The sequence below is a fragment of the Micromonospora qiuiae genome, assembly GCF_016863555.1.
In the GTDB taxonomy this organism is placed as follows: domain Bacteria; phylum Actinomycetota; class Actinomycetes; order Mycobacteriales; family Micromonosporaceae; genus Micromonospora; species Micromonospora qiuiae.
Genome location: NZ_BOPC01000082.1, coordinates 15,053 through 34,412 on the forward strand (window position 1 = coordinate 15,053; position 19,360 = coordinate 34,412).

Below are 19,360 nucleotides of genomic sequence, written 5' to 3' on the forward strand. Positions count from 1 at the left end.
CGTCGACCACCCGGGACCCGCCGTGACCCGTTCCGAGGGCCACTTTCAGCGGTCGCGCCAGGATCAGTCGGAGGTGACCTTGCTCGGCTTGGCGCTGCGCTCGTCGGTGGTCGGTTTGGTGGGGCGCTTGCCGTTCTCGCCGGTGCTGGTGATCTTCGTCGGGGTGGCGCCTCGGCCGCCCTCACCCGGTACGGCCGCCACCGTCGGCTCGCCCTCCACCCCCGCGCTCGCGGCAGCACCGTCAACGGTGGTCGGCGTGGCGGTCGATGTCGTCGCCGGTGGATCCTCGACGGTGGTGACCGGCTCCGCGGCCGGCTTCGTCGCCGGTACGCCGTCGTCCGTGCCGGTTGTGGTGTCGTCGGCGAGGGTTCCGGCGGGGACGGTGACGCCGCCGTCCGCGGCGGGTGCGGTGCCGGCGGGGACGATGCCGCCGTCGTCTGCGGCGGGTGCGGTGCCGGCGGTGGAGGTGCCGGCGGGGGCGGCGACCGCATCGCCTGTGCCGGGCAGCCGGCCGTTGGCCGTGGCCTCGACGGTGATCGCGGCGGCACCGGCCAGACCGGGGGACACCGGCGTGCCCGAGCCGGCGGGGGCGGGCGAGGTCGGGCCGTCCGGTGCCGAGGCCGCCTCTAGGCGCAGGTCAAGCAGCTTGCGCTGCAACTCGTCGGACTCCTGCCGGGACTTCCAGGTCTCCTGACGCAGGTCGGCGAGCTGCTGCTGGGCCTTGGCGATCTCCAGCATCACCTGGGCGAGCTGCTGGCGGCTGGCCGCCGCCTCCTGCTGCGTAGCCGCCAGGTGCTGCTGAGTGGTGGCGAGGTGCTGCTGCGTGGTGGCCGCGTACTCCTCGAACTGACGGCGGGAGGAGGCGACGTACTCCTCGGCCTCTCGACGGGTGCGGGTGGCGTGCTCGTCCGCCTCGCGGCGCGTGGTCGTCGCGTACTCCTCGGCCTCGTGCCGGAGGTTCGTCGCGTACTCCTCGGCCTCGCGGCGCTGGGCGGCCGTCTCGGTCTCGGCCTGGCGCAGCAGCTCGCCGGCCTGCTTTTCGGCCTGCGCGCGGAGCCTGGTGGCCTCCTGCTCGGCGGCTTGGCGGACCTGGTCGGCGCTCTGCTCGATCTCGTTCTTTCGCGCGGTGTAATCCGCCTCCAGCTCCGCCCGGCGCGCCTCGAAACCGGACTCCAGCTCAGCGGTGCGGGAGCGGATGTGCTCGTCGAGTTCTGCGGTCCGGGTGGTGATCAGCTGGTTCAGCTCGGCGTTACGGGCTTTGTACTGCTTCTCCAGTTCGTCCCGGCGGCTGGTGAACTCGCGCTCGGCGGTCGCCTTACGCTCGGCGAGTTCCCGGTCAGCCGCCTCGCGTCGGCCGTTGACCTCCTTCTCCACCCCGGCTCGCCAGGCACCCAACTCCTGCTGCGCCTGCGACCGCGCGTTCTGCACGTACGCCTCGGTCTCGCTGCGCATGCGCTGGGCGTACGCCTCGGTCTCGGCGCGGGTGCGCTTGGCCGCCTCAGCGGCCTGGAGGGTCAGCCGCTCCGACTCCTGGCGGGCCTTGTTGCGGGCTGCCCGCCCTGCCTCGGCGGCGTCGTCGATGATCTGCTTGGCCTCCTGGCGTGCCTTGGCGTGGGTGGCGCGCCCGGCCTCGGTGGCCTGGTCGATTAGGCGCTTGGCCTCCTGCTGGGCCTTGGCGTGCACCTCCTTGGCGGCCTCGCGCAGCTGGGTCGCCTCCTGCTGGGCGGTGGCCTGCGCCTCGCGAGCCGCCTCGCGCAGCTTGTTGGCCTCCTGCTGGGCCCGGGCGTGGATCTCCTTGGCGGTGTCCCGAAGCTGCGTGGCCTCCTGCTCGGCCCGGGCCAGCGCATCCTGGGCGGTCTTGCGCAGCCGGGCGGCCTCCTCCTTGGCCGCCTTGCTGGCGGCCTCAGACTCCGCCCGTCGCGCCGCGGCCTGCCGCTCCTCCTCGGCCCGGCGGGCAGCCAGGGCGATTTCGAAGTCCTTGAGCGCCTTCGCGGCCTCGGCCCGCGCCTCCTCGATGATGTGCTCGGCGGCGGCCCGGCGGGCCTCGATCTCCTCGTTCGCGGCGGCAAGAATGTCCTCGGCCTGCTCCTCGGCCAGCGCGAGAATCTGCTCCACCCGCGGGCCGAGGTGCCGGAACGCGGCCCGGTCGACCACCCCGACCTGCTTGCGCACCTGAGTCAGGTCACGCTGCAGCACCTCGACCTGGCCGGCCAGCTTGTGGATCTGGGTGTACGCCTGTTCCCGTTCGGCCGCCAGCGTCTCGATCTCGTGCTCGGCCCGAGCGACGTACTTTTCGACCTGTCGTTTGTCGTACCCACGCAGGGCGGACTCGAAGTAGGGCTCCGTGGTCACATCCCCGCCGAGGGTGAACAGTTCCTCGCCGTGCGACATACACCCATCCTCACACGCATCAGGCCCTGCTGGGGCGATACGGACGCTCAGGATTGGGAGCTGACTCACGCGTCGACGCACCCGATCGGTGGGGCTCTGTTAGACGCAGGGCGGCGCGGGGCGTCACCGTCAACCGGTGTCACCCCGCGCCGTGGATCATGCCCCGGTGGTTGCTCAGCTGGAGGTTTCCGCAGTCACCTTCTCGCCGGCGTCGTCCGCCTTCTTGGCCTCCGCCTTGTCCGGCGTGGCGGCGCTCGAGTTGGGCACGCCCGGCACGATGCCGGCCAGGCCGGAGAGCATCTGCCCGAGCTGGGAGGTGACGGCATCCTTCTGCCGGGTGAGGTCCTCGACCTCGCGACGGGCCGCCTGGGTGGTCAGCTCGGCCTCCGTACGCGCCTCGTTGAGCAGGCGCTGCGACTCGGCCCGTGCCTCGCTGAGCGTACGCTCCGCAAGGGCCTTGGCCTTCTCGACGGTCTCGGTGGCGGTGCGCTCCGACTCGACCCGGCGGGACTCGGCGCGCTGCTCGATCTCCTTGGCCCGCTCCTGCGCGGCCCGGGCCCGCTGCTCGGCCTCGTTGACCAGCTTCTGCGTCTGCGCGACCTGGGCGGCGTGCCGCTCCGACTCCTCGCGCTCGGCCTTCTCCCGGCGCTCGGCGAGCTGGAGCTCCAGGGCCTGAAGGTCCTTGTCGCGCTTGTCCCGGGCGTCGGTGAGCAGCTTGGTCGCCTCCGCGCGCTTCTCCTCGGCCTCGCGAGCGGCCTTGGCCCGCTGCTGGGTGATCTCGCGCTCCGCGGTGGCCCGAAGGGTGGCCACCTCCCGCTCCACCGTGGACTTCAGCTCGGCGACCTCGTGGGCGGTCACCGTACGCAACTGCTTGGTCTCCCGCTCCGCGTCGGCGCGCAGCGTGTCGGCCTCCCGGCGGGCCTGGACCCGCATCTCGGCCGCCTCCCGCTCGGCCGCGGTACGGACGTTGCCCGCCTCCCGCTCGGCGGTGGCCTTCATCGCCGCCGCCTCGGCCCGCGCCTTGTCGGTGATTTCCCGGGCCTCGAGGCGGGCCGCGGAGAGGATGCCCTCCGACTCGCGCTTGGCCTCGTTGCGGTGGTCGTTGGCCTGCTCCTCGGCGAGCCGGAGGATCTGCTCCACCCGGGTGCCGAGCCCGGACAGCGTGGGCCGGCTGTTCTCCTCCAGCTGCTTGCTGGTGTCGGTGAGCTTCTGCTCCAGGGCGGCGAGCCGCTGCTCGGACTGCCGGAGCCGGCGCTGCGCGTCGTTGAGCGCCTGCTCGGCGTCGGCGCGGTCCTTGTTGGCCTGGCTCAGTGCGGCGTTCAGCCGGCCGATGAAGTCGTCGACCTGACCGGTGTTGTACCCGCGCAGGCCAACCGTGAAATCGGGCTGCGAGTTCGCGTTATCGAAGAACGCGAGAGGGGAGGACTGTTGCTGGGGCATTGGGACATACTGGCAGACACTCGGGGGTGCTTCCAAGGCCGTGCCGTCCTCATTACATGGTCAACTGGACGAGCCGCCACACAGTCGCGCCGAGGGGCGATCGTGCCAGCTCCGGGCGGAGCCCGGGGGGTACGCAGCGTGACGTGGAATAGGACCGCCGGGCGGGCCAACTCCGAGCGATTGTTTCCATCCGGCTCGATCTCGTCCGCCGGGTGGATGGAGGCCGACCGCAGTTCGCCGAAGGGCCTATCCGTGACTCGTCCGTCAAGTCAGCGCCGGCCCATCGCTCAGACGGTTCCGTCCCGAAGCTGACGCGCGCCTCGCGGCTCCTGAGAGGGCTTGTTAAGAAGGGGCCCTTCCTATACACGAGGCGTTAAGAAGGGCCCCCTCCTTACACCTCGACCAGTTCGATCAGGACGCCGTGGGCGTCCTTGGGGTGGACGAAGTTGATCCGCGAGCCGGCGGTGCCGCGTCGCGGGGTGTCGTAGAGCAGGCGAAGGCCGCGTTCGCGCAGCGCGGCGCAAGCGGCGTCGATGTCCGCCACGGTGTACGCCACCTGCTGCACGCCCGGGCCGTTGCGGTCGAGGAACTTCGCGATGGCCGACTCCGGGGTCAGCGGGGCGAGCAGTTGCACGCAGCCGCCCTCGGTGGTCGGCCCGACCGCCAGCATCGCCTCGCGTACGCCCTGCTCGGTGTTGGTTTCGGTGTGCACGCAGCGCATCCCGAACGTCCGCTGATAGAAGTCGATCGCGGCGTCGAGGTCCGCGACCGCGATCCCAACATGATCGATGCGGCGCAGACCGATGTCTGTGACATAGTCGGCAGCGGGCTCGACGGGGGAGTTCTCAGGCATGGCGTTAGTCTGGCCGAATAACCGTTAAGGCGTACAGACGGCACCCCTCGGAGGCAGGCAGGCATGGCTTCGGTGATCGTCAGCGGCGCGCGGACCCCGATGGGGCGCCTGCTGGGCAACCTCAAGGACCTACCGGCGACCAAGCTCGGTGGCATCGCCATCTCTGCGGCGCTGGAGCGGGCCGGGGTCGCGCCGGACCAGGTGCAGTACGTGATCATGGGGCAGGTGCTCCAGGCCGGTACCGGGCAGATCCCGGCCCGCCAGGCGGCCGTGGCGGCGGGCATCCCGATGTCGGTGCCGGCCCTGACGATCAACAAGGTCTGCCTCTCCGGCCTGGACGCGATCGCCCTGGCCGACCAGCTGATCCGGGCCGGCGAGTTCGACATCGTGGTGGCCGGCGGCATGGAGTCGATGACCAACGCCCCGCACCTGCTGCTCGGTCAGCGCGGCGGCCACAAGTACGGCGACGTGACCCTCAAGGACCACATGGCGCTCGACGGGCTGAGCGACGCCTGGGACTGCTGCTCGATGGGTGAGTCCACCGAGCGGCACGGCAGCACCCGCGGCATCACCCGCCAGGAGCAGGACGAGTTCGCCGCCGCCAGCCACCAGCGGGCCGCCGCCGCGCAGAAGAACGGGTACTTCGCCGACGAGATCACCCCGGTCGTCATCCCCCAGCGCAAGGGCGACCCGTTGGTGATCAGCGAGGACGAGGGCATCCGGCCGGACGCCACCGTCGAGTCCCTGGCCAAGCTGCGGCCCGCCTTCGCCTCCGACGGCACCATCACCGCCGGCAGTTCCTCGCCGATCTCCGACGGTGCCGCGGCGGTGGTCGTGATGAGCAAGGCGAAGGCCAAGGAACTCGGCCTGGACTGGCTGGCCGAGGTGGGGGCGCACGGCAACGTCGCCGGTCCGGACAACTCGCTGCACTCGCAGCCGTCCAACGCCATCCAGCACGCCCTGCGCAAGGGCGGGCTGAGCGTCTCCGACCTCGACCTGATCGAGATCAACGAGGCGTTCGCCCAGGTCGGCATCCAATCCATCCGTGACCTCGGGGTCAGCCCGGACAAGGTCAACGTGAACGGCGGTGCGATCGCGCTGGGCCACCCGATCGGGATGTCCGGTGCCCGGCTGGTGCTCACCCTCGCGATGGAGCTCAAGCGGCGTGGCGGCGGCACCGGCGCGGCGGCGCTCTGCGGTGGCGGCGGCCAGGGCGACGCCCTGATCATCCACGTGCCCGCCGCAGCGGAGAGCGCGCGGTGAGGGTACCGAGCGAGCGGAGTCCGCGAGAGGCGGCGCGGTGAGGGCGCCGAGCGAGCCGGGCCAGCGAGAGGCGGCGCGGTGAGCGTGCCGAGCAGGTCGGGTCCGGCTGAGGCGACGCGGTGAGCCGGTCGGACGGCGGCGCTCCGGCCGCGGCCACCGATCCGGTACGTCGCAGTCGGGACGTACCGATGCTGGTCGGGCGGGCCCGCGAGGGTGACGCCCGCGCGGTGGCCCGGCTGATCACCCTGGTCGAGTCCGGCGACGAGACGCTGCCGGCCATCGCCGCCGCGCTCGCCCCCTACGCCGGCCAGGCCCAGGTGGTCGGTCTCACCGGCTCCCCCGGAGTGGGCAAGTCGACCACCACCAACGAGCTGGTGCGCGCCCTGCGGGCCCGGGGCCACCGGGTCGGCGTGCTGGCCATCGATCCGTCCAGCCCGTTCACCGGCGGGGCGATCCTCGGTGACCGGGTACGCATGCAGGGCCATGCCACCGATCCGGGCGTCTACATCCGCTCGATGTCCAGCCGAGGTCACCTCGGTGGGCTGTCGGCGGCCACCCCGCAGGCGGTGCGGGTGCTGGAGGGCGCCGGCTGCGACGTGGTGCTGGTGGAGACGGTCGGTGTCGGGCAGGCCGAGGTCGACGTCGCCTCGCTCGCCGACACCACTCTGGTGCTGCTCGCGCCCGGCATGGGCGACGCGATCCAGGCGGTGAAGGCCGGCATCCTGGAGATCGCCGACGTCTTCGTGGTCAACAAGGCCGACCGCGACGGCGCCGACGCGACCGTCCGGGACATCCAGGGCATGATCGCGCTCGGCGAGCGCGGGCCGGGCCAGTGGCGGCCGCAGGTGGTGCGGGCCGTGGCCGTCCGCAGCGAGGGGATCGACGACATCGCCGCCGCGATAGACAAGCACCGCGGCTGGCTGGTCGAGCACGACGAGCTGCGCCGCCGCCGCGAGGCGCGGGCCGCCGCCGAGATCGAGGCGATCGCGCTGGGCACCCTGCGGGCCCGGATCGGCTCGCTGCGCGACGGTACGCAGCTGCCGGCGCTCGCCGCTGAGGTGGCCGCCGGTACGACCGACCCGTACCGCGCCGCCGACGCGTTGCTCGCCCAACTGGCCGGGTAGACCGTAGGACTGGCCCTCGCCGACGGCGCCCCTGGTCCTGCCAACGGCGTCCTTCTCCGATCCGTCGGCGTCCACTGTTGAGGATGCCGGGCGGTTAGGCTCGCACCGCCCCGCGATGCACGCGGGGCAGGTAGCCGGCCGCGGGAGAGAGCATGGACCACGAGATGACGCAGGAGTTGCCGATGACGCCGGACGCGGTGGCGGGTGGCCGTACGCACATCTCGGACGAGGTGGTGGAGAAGATCGCGGTGGCCGCGGCGAAGGCCGTGCCCGGCGTGGTCGAGCTCGGCGGGGACATCGCGCGGTTCTTCAACGCGGTGCTCGACCGGGTCGGGCTGGACCAGGTGGGCGACGCCCGACGCGGCTGCTCCGCCCACGTCGTCAACGGCGGCGCGGTGATCAACCTGGTCATCGTGACCGACGCCGGGCATCCGGTGCCCGAGGTGACCACGGCGGTGCGGGCCGGGGTGACCCAGGCGGTCGAGGCGTACGGGCTGCGGGTCGACGAGATCAACATCCGGGTCGACGACGTGGCTATCGGCGGGACCACCACCTGAGGACGCCGCTCGATCACCTACCGGACACGGGCCCCGGAGGGCGCTGCTCGTCCGGGGCGGGTGGGCAGGGGTGACAGTCGCAACTGTGCGGGCCGCGGTTGATCTGAGTTCGGCAAATCGCGTGCGAGACTAGATAACCATGAGCGACCCACGGATCACCTCGTCGATTTTCACCCGCGGCGCGGTCGACCTCAGCGCGCTGCGCAGTCCTGCCCCCAGTCCCGCCCCGGCACCGGCACAGGCGGGTCCCCCCGCCGGTGCGCCCGGCGGCGCCGTCGGCGGAGTCACCGTCGTCGACGTGACCGAGGCGACCTTCCAGTCCGAGGTCCTGGAGCGCTCGCTGACCACACCCGTGGTGGTGGACTTCTGGGCCGAGTGGTGCCAGCCCTGCAAGCAGCTCTCGCCGGTGCTGGAGCGCTTGGCGGTGGAGGGCGGCGGCGCCTGGGTGCTCGCGAAGGTCGACGTGGACGCCAACCCGCGGTTGGCGCAGATGTTCCGGGTGCAGGGCATCCCGATGGTGTACGCGGTGGTCGGCGGGCAGCCGGTCGACGCCTTCTCCGGAGTGGTGCCCGAGCCGCAACTACGCCAGTGGATCCAGGCCGTGCTCAAGGCCGGCGGGGTCGAGGTGGCCGCCCCGGAGGATCCCCGTCTCGACGAGGCGGACGACGCCCTGATGAACGGCGACCTGGACGCCGCCGAGCGGGCGTACCGGAAAATCCTGGCCGAGGCCCCGACGGACGCCGCGGCGGAGGCCGGGCTGGCCCAGGTCGGGCTCGCCCGTCGGGTGGCCGGCGTCGACCCGCAGGCGGCCCTCGCCGCTGCGGCGGCCGATCCGGCCGATGTCGACGCCCAACTGCTGGCCGCCGACATCGAGGTGCTCAGCGGCCAGGCCGAGCAGGCGTACCAGCGGCTGATCGGGGTGGTCCGGCGTACCGCCGGCGACGACCGGGAGAAGGTACGCCAGCACCTCGTCGGCCTGTTCACCATCGCCGGGCCGGAGGACCCCGTGGTCGCCTCGGCCCGCCGGTCCCTGGCCAGCGCCCTGTTCTGACGTAGCTGCCACGCCAGTGCGGGCCGGCGTAGCGCCGCCGGCCCGCCGGAGACACCGGGGGACGGGAGCCCATGATGCGCCGGATCGCCGTCCTCGACGCACCGAGCAACCTCGGCCTGCGCCCACCCACGTTCACCTCGGTACCGGGCTGCGCGAAGGCGCCCGGCGCTCTGCGCGACCAGGGCCTGCTGCCCCGGCTGCGGGCCCGCGACGCCGGCTGTCTGACTTCGCCCCGGTACGACGCCGGTGACTGGCGGCCGGGCGACGGGGTGTGCCATGCGCGCGAGATCGCCGACTACTCGGCGGCGCTGGCCGACCGGATCGGAGCCCTCATCGACCGGAGCGAGTTTCCCGTGGTGCTCGGTGGTGACTGCTCGATCCTGCTCGGCTCGGCGCTGGCCATGCACCGGCTCGGCGAGGCGGTCGGCGGCCGGATCGGGCTGGTTTTCGTCGACGGCCACTCCGACTTCCGGCACCCGGGCAACGCCTCGTACGTGGGCGCGGCGGCGGGCGAGGCCCTCGCCCTGGTCACCGGGCGCGGCCAGGCCGACCTGGCGGCCATCGAGGGCCGGCGACCCTACTTCCGGGACATCGATGTGGTGGTGCTCGGCATCCGGTCGCATGACGAGTACCGGCTCGACCTCCAGGCCGCCGGCATCATCACCAGGCCGGTGCCGACGTTGCGGGCCGAGGGGGCGGCGCGCAGCGCGCAGTGGGCGCACGAGCAACTCGCCGACTGCGCCGGCTACTGGGTGCACGTCGACGTGGATGTGCTCGACCCAGCCGTGATGCCGGCGGTCGACGCCCCCGAACCCGGCGGCATCGCCTTCGCCGAACTGGAGATCCTGCTCGCCGGCCTGGTGGACACCCCGCACTGCCTCGGCGTCGAGCTGACCGTCTTCGACCCCGACTACGACCCGGACGGCGCGTACGCCGCCGAGATCGTCAACACCGTGGTCGCCGGCCTGCGCCCGGTCACCGCCCCCGGATCGGTGCCGCCCCGCCTGCGTGCGCGGGCCGAACGGGCCGCCCCGGCACCCCGCCACCCCACCGACCGCCCCGCCACGCCACCCGCGCCTGGGCCTGGTTCGTCTGGTCCTGGTTCGCCCGGGCCTGGTTTGCTCGGGGCGGGTTCGGCCGGGCCTGGTTCGCCCGGGGCGGGTTCGGCCGGGCCTGGTTCGTCTGGTCTTGGTTCGGCCGGGCCTGGTTCGTCCGGGGCGGGTTCGGCCGGGCCTGGTTTGGCTGGTCTTGGTTCGGCCGGGCCTGGTTCGTCCGCGCCTGGTTTGCTCGGGCCTGGGGCGGAGACCGCCGGGAGCCCGGCGGAACAGCTGACGCAGTCGACGTTCGACGACCAGGACCGCCCGGAAAAGGCTGGCTCGAACGACGGGAACCCAGCGCAGGACGGCCACGATCCGGTTGCCGACGAGTCGGACCTGGACGGCACCGGTGACCCGGCCGAAGAGTCGTCCGTTCGGCGCCCACACCCGGCGGCCTGACGGCCTGACCGCCTCCCGCGACCGCCTGACCGCCTGACCGCCTCCCGCGACCGCCTGACCGCCTGGTCTAGGGCTGCTCATCACCGTTTCCGGCGTAACGGCGGTGTCCCGGTCGACCGGATACCGCCATCCCGCCGTAACGGAGTCGATCAACTGGCGTCTGGGGCGGCGAGCCTGCGCACGAGATGCCGCAACTGGCGTCCTCAATCGGCCGGGATACCCCGACATGCCGCAACCCGCCTCGCCCGCCGGTCCGGATGCGCCGAGATGCCGCAACCCGCGCCTGCCCTGCCGGCCCGATCACCCCCGCATGCCGCAACCCGTGCGCCGCCCACGACCCCACGCCACCTCCCGGGCCTGCGTCACGATCCCAGGGCTCGTGCCATGCCCTCGGTCCTGCGTCACGATCCCTGGGCTCGTGCCATGCCCCGGGCCTGCGTCACGGTGCCCGGCACCGCCTCGCCTGCACGACCTACTGCCGGCGATCTCGGGAGGAGGCAGGTCAGCGGGCCAGGGCGCGCAGGAAGCGTTCGGCGATCGGGACGGCGGTGCCGCTGCCGGAGCCGCCCTGTTCGACGAAGACCGCGAACGCCACGTCGCCCTGCCAGCCGACGAACCAGGCGTGGGTGTTCTCCGGGTTGTCGTCGTACTCGGCGGTGCCGGTCTTCCCGTGCACCGGCTCGCCCGGCACGTCCCGCAGCGCGGTGCCGGTGCCGGTGCTGATCACCTCGCGCATCATTGTTTGCACCGCCGTCACCGCCTCGGGCTTCAGCTCCGGGCCCGGCTCGGCCGCCGGCTCGGGGGCCGGGTCGAGGACCAGCTTCGGTGGGGTGAACCCGCCCTTGGCCACCGCTGCGGTCGCTGCGGCCATGGCCAGTGGGCTGACCAGGGTCGTACCCTGCCCGATCGCGGCAGCGGCCTGCTCGGTGGCCCCGCCGTTCGCGGAAACCTTTCCGGTGTACGCGTCGAGGCCCACCTCCCACTTGCCCTCGAGGCCGAGGGTGCGGCCGGTGGTGGCGAGCCCGTCGGCGCCGAGTTGTGGAGCGAGGGCCGCGAAAGCCGTGTTGCAGGACTTGGCGAAGACGGTCTGGAACGGCACCTCACCGAGGGCGAAGTCGTTGGAGTTCTTGAACGGGCGGCCGTCGACTGTGAACGTCTTGGGGCAGTCGACAGTGGCCTCCGGGCTGATCGCGCCGCGCTCCACCAGCCCGAGCGCGCTGACCATCTTGAACGTGGAGCCCGGCGGCACCTGCGCGGTGAAGGCCAGGTTCTCCCCGGCGGCGCCGGGGCCGTTCGCGGCGGCGAGCACCGCGCCGTCGCTGATCCGTACGGCCACCAGGGCGGAGCGTCGCCGCTGTCCGCGCAGCGCCCCGTCCGCGGCGTTCTGAGTGGCCACGTCGAGAGTGGTCCGCACCGGCTGGCCGGGCTCCGGCTCACGCTGGAACACCACGGCGTCGGTGGACTCCAGCGTCCCGTCCGGCTTCGGCCGCTTGATGATCACGCTCAGTCCGGGTACGCCGCGCAGCCGCTCGTCCCACCGGCCCTGCAACCCGCCGTGCCCCACCAGGTCGCCAGGCGAGTAGCGGTCGGGGAACTTCGTCAGGTCGTCGGCCTGCGCCGGGTCGACGGTGCCGAGCACCGCCCGGGCGAACTCGCGGGTCGGGGCGAGATCCAGCTCGTCGGTCTGGAACTTCGTCCCCGGCAGGTCGCGGATCCGTGACCTGATCTGCCGGTACGCCTCGTCGCGCAGGGTGACCACCTCGACGAACGCGTCCGGCTTCGCCTCGTCGAGCCGCTTGGCCAGGCTGGACACGTCGACTGGCGGCGTGATCGCCGGCTTGATCGCGCGGAACGCGGCGTCCAACTCGCGGGTCAGTGCCTTGACGTCGGTCACCTCGCTGGGTTGCACGCCGACCCGGACCACCGGGCGCGGCGCCACCAGCGGCTCGCCGGCGCCGTCGAGCACAGCGGCCCGGGGTGCGGGGGCCCGTCGCAGGCCGAGCCGGTCGCCGCTGGTGAGCTGCTCCTGTACGACCTGTGGCTCCCAGATCACCTGCCACTGGTCGTCGCGGCCCTGGGTGAGCCGCACCGGGCGGTCGTACGCCCAACTCGTCTCGCCCGGCAGCGTCCACTCCAACCGGATGGTGGCGGTGGCGGTGTTCCGGACGATCTCCGGGTCACCCTTGCGGCTCAGCTTGAGCGGTGCGTCGGCCAACTCGCCGGAGAGGGACTTGATCTCCTTGGCGACATCCGCCGCCGCGACCTTCGTCCCGGTCGGGTCGACGAAGCCGACCGCGTTCAAGTCGCCCGAATGCCAGCCGTCCAGGAAGGCGTCCACGCTGCGCTGCGGGCCGTCCTCGCCCGAGCAGGCGACGAGGGTGGCCGAGGCGAGCAGGCAGGCGGCAATCGCGATTGAGCGGGACGAGCGGTGACGAAGGCGTTGCGACAGGTGCATCGGTTGGGTTTCCTCCTGGTCGGGTTGCCCTGCACGCTATTACGCCGAGGCGACCCTCGGCCGCCCCGGTCGTCGTCGAGCGGGAAAAGACGAGCCACAGACGGCGTGATGAACAACTTTAGGCGGGTACTCCGAAGCCGGCCGAACCTCGTACCGCAACGGGTAAAAGGACGACCGTCCCAATCCGGAAGTCCCGGCCGGGGTCCGCCGACGTGCGAACCGGTCGGTCGGCCTAGGCTTGGCGACAGAGTGACCCACAACGCGGTGGGTTGAGGGGAGTGCGACCGATGGACCGGCGTCCGGCAACCAAACCGGAACCCGATCTCCGGCAGGCTGACGCCGGCCGGGACGACAGTTTCGACACGGCGACCGACGGGGACGGCTTCGGCCGACTCGATTCAGGAGTGACCGGGATGACCGGTTCGAGCATCGACACCCTCTACGACCTGGGCCTGCCGCCAGAGGCGCTGGGCGACGGCGCGGAGGACGCCGAGTTCGACGAGCCGGTACCGAACGCCGAGCGGCTGGTGGCGCAGGCGGTCGCGCTGGCCGGCGACGACCACGACGCGGCGACCCTGGTGAGCCGGTTCTGGCGGTTCGCGCCGGACGAGGAGCTGATCGGGTTCACCGCCGAGGAGATGCTCGAAGCCGCCCGCGCCCATCGGGAGCTGGCCGAGCAGCGGGTGCCGGGCGAGTTGAAGGTGCGGATCCACCCGCCCGACGCCCAGCAGCACCACAGTGTCATCGAGATCGTCACCGACGACATGCCGTTCCTGGTCAGCTCGGTGACCGCTCTGCTCAACACTCATCACCTGGACGTGCACCTGCTGGCCCACCCGCTGATCGTGGTGCGCCGGGAGCCGTTGGGTCGGCTGATCGAGGTGGCCGCCGACGTGGAGCCGGACGACGCGGTCTCCGGCGACCTGGTCGAGAGCTGGATGCACATCGAGATCGAGCCGGTCCGTGACGCGGAGGAGCGGGACAAGCTGCACCGGGAGCTGCAGCGAGTGCTCACCGACGTGCGCGAAGCCGTGGAGGACTGGCCGAAGATGCGCCAGCGGGCCCTCGCGCTCGCCGACGAGTTGGCCGCCACGCGGACCAGCGACAGCCGGCCGCCGGTGCCGGAGAAGGACATCACCGACTCGGTCGAGCTGCTGCGCTGGCTCGCCCACGACCATTTCACCTTCCTCGGCTACCGGGAATACCGGCTGGTGTCGGACTCGGGCCAGGGCGGGCCGGCGCTGGAGGCGGTGCTCGGCACCGGGCTGGGCATCCTGCGACAGGACGCGCCGGAAGCCCGCACGCTGTCCTCGATGACGCCCGAAGCCCACGAGAAGGTCACCGAGAAGCGCCTACTGGTGATAACCAAGGCGAACTCGCGGGCCACCGTGAACCGCTCGGCGTACCTGGACTACATCGGCTTCAAGATCTTCGACGAGCATGGCGAGGTGGTGGGGGAGCGCCGCTTCCTCGGTCTCTTCTCCACCGCCGCGTACCGCACCAGCGTGCAGGAGCTGCCGGTGGTCCGGCGCAAGGTCGCCGAGGTGCTGGACCGTTCCGGGCTGAGTCTGCGCAGCCACTCCGGCAAGGGCCTGCTGCAGATCCTGGAGACCTACCCGCGTGACGAACTGTTCCAGATCAAGACCGACGACCTCTACCACGCGGCGGTCGGCGTGCTGCGGATGGCGGGCCGCCGGCAGCTGCGAGTGTTCCTGCGTCGGGACGCGTACGGGAGGTTCATCTCCTGTCTGATCTACCTGCCCCGGGACCGGTTCACCACCCAGAACCGGCTGCGCATGCAGGACATCCTGCTGCGTGAGCTGAATGGCGTGGGGGTCGACCACACCACCCGGGTCACCGAGTCGACGCTGGCCCAGGTGCACTTCACCGTCCGCACCGACCCGACCAACCCACCCGGGGACATCGACGCCGACCTGCTGGCCGAGGAGCTGGCCGACGCCACCCGGCTCTGGGACGACGACTACCGGCTGGTGTTGGAACGCAAGCTCGGCGACGAGCAGGCCAAGAACCTGTTCGGCCGGTACGCCGACGCGTTCCCGGAGGGCTACAAGGACACCCACACGCCGTACGAGGCGATGAAGGACCTGGCCAAGCTGGAGCTGCTGGAGGAAGCCGGCCAGCTGGAGATGCACCTGTTCCGCAAGCAGCTGATGCCGCCACGCGCCGGCGGCCGGGGGCCGGACGTCGACGATGCGATGGACGCCCGGTTCAAGATTTACCGGTACGGCGAGCCGATGATGCTGTCGGCGGTGCTGCCGGTGCTGCACTCGCTCGGCGTACGGGTGGTCGACGAGCACCCGTACGAGGTGGAACGCGTCGACGGGCGGATCTGGCTGTACGACTTCGGGCTGCAACTGCCCGAGGGGCACCAGGAACTGGCCGAGGTGCGCCCGCACGTGGAGAACGCGTTCGCGGCGGCGTGGCGGGGCGAGGCCGAGGTGGACGGCTTCAACGAGCTGGTGCTGCGCGCCGGGCTCACCTGGCGCCAGGTGGTGGTGCTGCGGGCGTACGCGAAGTACCTGCGCCAGACCGGGACCGTCTTCTCGCAGGACTACATGGAGTCGACCTTCATCGCGTACCCGCGGGTGGCCACGCTTTTGGTGCAGCTCTTCGAGGCGCGGTTCGCGCCGGGCGGGCTCGACGCCGAGCAGCGCGAGCGGCGCAGCGCCGACCTGGTGGCCGAGATCGGGACCGCCCTGGACGAGGTGGCCAGCCTCGACCAGGACCGGATCCTGCGGTCGTACCTGTCGTTGATCCAGGCCACCCTGCGCACCAGCTTCTACCAGAAGCCGCTCGACGGGCGACCCAAGCAGTACGTGGCGTTCAAGCTGGACCCGCAGGCGATCCCGGAACTGCCCGCTCCCCGCCCGAAGTTCGAGGTCTTCGTGTACTCGCCCCGGTTCGAGGGCGTACACCTGCGGTACGGTGCGGTGGCCCGCGGCGGCCTGCGCTGGTCGGACCGCCGGGAGGACTTCCGTACCGAGGTGCTCGGCCTGGTCAAGGCGCAGATGGTGAAGAACGCCGTGATCGTGCCGGTGGGCGCCAAGGGCGGTTTCGTGCTCAAGCAGAAGCCCGGCGACCGGGACGAGGCCGTCGCCTGCTACCAGCAGTTCGTCGGCGCCCTGCTGGATGTCACCGACAACATCGTGGCCGGTGAGATCGTGCCGCCGGAGGACGTGGTGCGGCACGACGGCGACGACCCGTACATGGTGGTGGCGGCCGACAAGGGGACGGCGAGCTTCTCCGACATCGCCAACGAGGTCTCCGCCGCCCACAACTTCTGGCTGGGGGACGCGTTCGCCTCTGGAGGTTCGGCCGGCTACGATCACAAAAAGATGGGCATCACCGCCCGGGGTGCGTGGGAATCGGTCAAACGGCACTTCCGCGAGATGGGCCACGACACCCAGAGCCAGGACTTCACCGTGGTCGGCGTCGGCGACATGTCCGGTGACGTGTTCGGCAACGGCATGCTGCTGTCGGAGCACATCCGGCTGGTGGCCGCCTTCGACCACCGGCACATTTTCCTGGATCCGGACCCGGACGCGGCCACCTCGTACGCCGAACGGAAGCGGCTGTTCGAGATGCCCCGCTCGACCTGGGAGGACTACAACTCCGAGCTGATCTCCGCCGGCGGCGGCGTCTATCCGCGTACGGCGAAGTCGGTGCCGGTGTCGCCGCAGGTCCGCGCGGTGCTCGGGCTGGCCGACGACGTCGAGCAGATGAGCCCGCAGGAGCTGATGAAGGCGATCCTCACCGCGCCGGTCGACCTGTTCTGGAACGGCGGCATCGGCACCTACGTCAAGGCGTCCAGCCAGACCAACGCCGAGGTGGGCGACAAGTCCAACGACGCGATCCGGGTCAACGGCAAGGACCTGCGCTGCCGGGTGGCCGGCGAGGGCGGCAACCTGGGCTGGACCCAGCTCGGCCGGATCGAGTACGCGATGGGCGGCGGCCGGAACTACACCGACTTCATCGACAACGCGGCCGGGGTGAACTGCTCCGACCACGAGGTGAACATCAAGATCCTGTTGAACACGGCGGTCGCCGACGGGGAGCTGACCGTCGCCGAACGGGACGAGTTGCTCGCCGAGATGACCGACGAGGTCGCCGAACTGGTGCTGCGGGACAACTACGACCAGGCCCGGGCGATCAACAACTCGCAGGCCCAGGCCGCCTCGTTGCTGCCGGTGCACCGCCGGATGATCAGTGATCTGGAGCGTTCCGGTGTGCTGGACCGGGCGCTGGAGGCGCTGCCGACGGACGAGGAACTGGCGGGACGAACGGAGTCCGGGCTGACCGCGCCGGAGTCCGCGGTGCTGCTGGCGTACGTGAAGATCGCGTTGGAGAAGGAGATCCTCGCCGACGGCCTGGCCGACGAGGAGTGGACCAACCAGATCCTGGTCAATTACTTCCCGACGCCGATGCGCGAGCGCTTCGCCGACCGGATGGGCCAGCACCGGCTGCGTCGCGACATCGTCACCACGGTGTTGGTCAACGAGGCGATCAACCGGGGCGGCATCACGTTCGTCTTCCGCGTCGTCGAGGAGACAGCCGCCTCGGCGGTTGACGTGATCCGGGCGTACGTGGTGGTCCGCGAGGTGTTCGGGCTGTGCGAGCTCTGGGACGCGGTCGAGGCGCTGGACAACCGCGTCGACCCGCAGTTGCAGACCGACGTGTACCTGGACACCCGCCGGCTGCTCGACCGGGCGGTGCGCTGGCTGGTGACCAACCGGCGCTCGCCGATCAATGTGCGGGCGGAGATCGACCGACTGCGCGACGGGGTGGCCCAGCTGCTCCCGCAGCTGGAGACGCTGTTCTACGGCAGCGAGCGGGAGGCGATCGCGGCGCACATCGACTCGATGACCGAACGCGGCCTGCCCCGCGAACTTGCCGAGCAGAGCACCCGGCTGATGTACAGCTTCGGCCTGCTCGACGTGGTGGAGACCGCCGCCGACACCGGGCGCGATGTGAGCGAGGTGGCTTCCGTCTACTTCGTGCTCTCCGACCGGTTCCGGGTGGACGCGTTGCTGTCGAAGATCTCGCTGCTGCCGCGCGAGGACCGGTGGCAGACCCTGGCGAGGATGGCGCTGCGTTACGACCTGTACGCCGCGCTGGCCGCGCTCACCGTGGAGGTGCTCTGCTCCACGCCGGGCGATCTGCCGCCGCACGAGCGGGTGCAGCAGTGGGAGCAGGCGAACGCGACCTCGATTCACCGCTCGGAACGGGCGATGGACGAGTTCGACGAGTCCCGGGCCGACCTGGCGGCCCTGTCGGTGCTGCTACGCCAGATCCGTACCCTGGTCCGCACCTCATCCGCCACCTGACCCCCTTCGCCGCGTCGCCTCCCTTCGGTGGCGTCGCCTCCCTTCGCTGCGTCGCCTCCTTCGGGCGCGTCGATCATGGAGTTTTGGTCGCCGATATGGGGGTTATGGGGGCGTTCGCGGGGGCGAAAAGTGCATGATCGTGGGCGATGGGTGGCCCGGCGGCAACAGCCGCCGGGCCACTCACCGTTCGTGGTCTGCTCACCACACCAACGAGGCGAAGACGATCACGTTGTCGCGGTAGTCGCCGGTCGTCTCGTCGAACTGGCCACCGCAGGTGATCACCCGCAGCCCTGGCCGGTCGTTCGGGCCGTACACCTGCTCCGCAGGGAAGGTGTCCTTCGGGTGGGATGACACCGAGTCGACCCGGAAGCGGGCCGAGCTGCCGTCCTGTCGGCTGACCGTGATGATGTCGCCGGGTTGCAGGGCACCGAGGGAGAAGAAGACCGCGGGACCGATCGCGGCCGAGTCGACGTGCCCGACGATGACCGCGTTGCCCACTTCGCCCGGGCTCGGCCCTGGCTCGTACCAGCCGGCGAGCAGGGCTTGGTCCAGCGGGGGTACCTGAACGCTGCCGTCCGGGTTGGTACCGAGCGCCATGATCTCCGCGTTGACGCCGATCCGGGGAATGCTGATCGTGGTGGGGGCGGAGCGGGGCAGGCCGGCCGGCCCCCGGTCGGCGTCACCGGAGCCGGCCTCGGCCGTCGAAGTGGCCGGCGCGGTCCCGGCCTGTGCAATCGGCTGGGGTGGGCGTACGGTGTCGCCGTTCAGCGAGGCGCCGATCAGCCCCGAGCCCACCATGGCGAGCAGGATGACGACGGCGGCGCCGGCGGCGCGCCACGGTTCACCGTGACGGCCGCCGGCCCGTCTCGTCGTCAGGTCAGGCCGCGAACTCATCGGCCCGACGCCGACGCAGCAGCACGAGGCCACCGAGAGCGGCCGCGCCGACCAGGCTCGCCCCGGCGGAAGCCAGGGCCCGGTCGGTTCCGGTGGCGGCGCCACCGTCGCCGGCCTTCACGCCGCCGTGCGGCAGGACGACCAGTTCGCCTTCGCCGCAGGAGCCCTCCAGCTTGTACGTCCCGGGCTCGGCGTGCTTGTCGACCCAGGCCTCGCCGTAGTAGACGAAGTCCTTCTTGTGCTCCCAGCGGTCGTCCTCGCCGTACTTCTTGCCCTCGTGGCCCTTCTCCTCGTGGCGCTTGTCGTCGTGGCCCTTCTCCTCGTGGCGCTTGTCGTACTTGTTGTACTCGTCGTACTCGTCGTGCTTGTCGTAGCCGTCGTACTCGTCGTGCTTGTTGCGCTCGTCGTACTCCTTGTGCTTGTTGTACTCGTCGCGCTTGTCGTACTCCTTGTGCTTGTTGTACTCGTCGCGCTTGTCGTACTCCTTGTGC

At 71.4% G+C, this 19,360-nt stretch carries 12 protein-coding genes; 6 read left to right on the plus strand and 6 right to left on the minus strand.

Annotated elements, in window-relative coordinates; translation table 11 throughout:
- Positions 1-63: 63 nt before the first annotated feature.
- From Vqi01_RS24445 to mce, 3 genes are all read right to left on the minus strand, one after another.
- Positions 64-2,391: a hypothetical protein gene (locus Vqi01_RS24445; protein WP_204037190.1), complete on the minus strand. Its 2,328-nt coding sequence runs from the start codon at positions 2,389-2,391 to the stop codon at positions 64-66.
- Positions 2,392-2,565: 174 nt separating this feature from the next.
- Positions 2,566-3,831 carry a DivIVA domain-containing protein gene (locus tag Vqi01_RS24450; RefSeq protein ID WP_204037191.1) on the minus strand — a complete coding sequence of 422 codons (1,266 nt, stop codon included), beginning with the start codon at positions 3,829-3,831 and terminating at the stop codon, positions 2,566-2,568.
- A gap of 391 nt (positions 3,832-4,222) precedes the next feature.
- Entirely contained in the window at positions 4,223-4,684 is a 462-nt protein-coding gene (mce, locus tag Vqi01_RS24455; RefSeq protein ID WP_204037192.1) for a methylmalonyl-CoA epimerase, read from the minus strand.
- 63 nt (positions 4,685-4,747) lie between these two features.
- Here mce and Vqi01_RS24460 point away from each other — a divergent pair, with 63 nt between their 5' ends.
- The 5 genes from Vqi01_RS24460 (at position 4,748) to Vqi01_RS24480 (ending at position 10,175) form a co-directional block, all read left to right on the plus strand.
- Positions 4,748-5,947: an acetyl-CoA C-acetyltransferase gene (locus Vqi01_RS24460; protein WP_204037193.1), complete on the plus strand. Its 1,200-nt coding sequence runs from the start codon at positions 4,748-4,750 to the stop codon at positions 5,945-5,947.
- A 188-nt stretch (positions 5,948-6,135) separates the two neighbouring features.
- Positions 6,136-7,071, plus strand: a complete 936-nt coding sequence (gene meaB / locus Vqi01_RS24465) for a methylmalonyl Co-A mutase-associated GTPase MeaB (protein ID WP_239098631.1) — start codon at positions 6,136-6,138, stop codon at positions 7,069-7,071.
- Between the two features lie 152 nt (positions 7,072-7,223).
- Positions 7,224-7,628: an Asp23/Gls24 family envelope stress response protein gene (locus tag Vqi01_RS24470; protein ID WP_204037195.1), complete on the plus strand. Its 405-nt coding sequence runs from the start codon at positions 7,224-7,226 to the stop codon at positions 7,626-7,628.
- 139 nt (positions 7,629-7,767) lie between these two features.
- The gene (locus Vqi01_RS24475) at positions 7,768-8,679 is read left to right on the plus strand and encodes a tetratricopeptide repeat protein (protein WP_204037196.1); all 912 of its coding nucleotides are present in this window, start codon (positions 7,768-7,770) and stop codon (positions 8,677-8,679) included.
- 71 nt (positions 8,680-8,750) lie between these two features.
- Positions 8,751-10,175, plus strand: a complete 1,425-nt coding sequence (locus Vqi01_RS24480) for an arginase family protein (RefSeq protein ID WP_239098630.1) — start codon at positions 8,751-8,753, stop codon at positions 10,173-10,175.
- A 502-nt stretch (positions 10,176-10,677) separates the two neighbouring features.
- On the opposite strand, the gene Vqi01_RS24485 is transcribed toward Vqi01_RS24480, so the two are convergent.
- Positions 10,678-12,630, minus strand: coding sequence for a penicillin-binding transpeptidase domain-containing protein (locus Vqi01_RS24485; protein WP_204037197.1), 1,953 nt, complete (start codon positions 12,628-12,630; stop codon positions 10,678-10,680).
- A 287-nt stretch (positions 12,631-12,917) separates the two neighbouring features.
- On the opposite strand from Vqi01_RS24485, the gene Vqi01_RS24490 reads away from it, so the two are divergent.
- Positions 12,918-17,975 (plus strand): NAD-glutamate dehydrogenase, encoded by a 5,058-nt coding sequence (locus Vqi01_RS24490; protein ID WP_204037198.1) that lies wholly within the window; start codon positions 12,918-12,920, stop codon positions 17,973-17,975.
- 198 nt (positions 17,976-18,173) lie between these two features.
- On the opposite strand, the gene Vqi01_RS24495 is transcribed toward Vqi01_RS24490, so the two are convergent.
- Positions 18,174-18,851 carry a class F sortase gene (locus Vqi01_RS24495; RefSeq protein WP_204037203.1) on the minus strand — a complete coding sequence of 226 codons (678 nt, stop codon included), beginning with the start codon at positions 18,849-18,851 and terminating at the stop codon, positions 18,174-18,176.
- A 1-nt stretch (position 18,852) separates the two neighbouring features.
- On the minus strand, positions 18,853-19,360 hold a 508-nt coding region (locus tag Vqi01_RS31005), incomplete at its 5' end, for a GVDTG sorting domain-containing protein (RefSeq protein ID WP_504740174.1).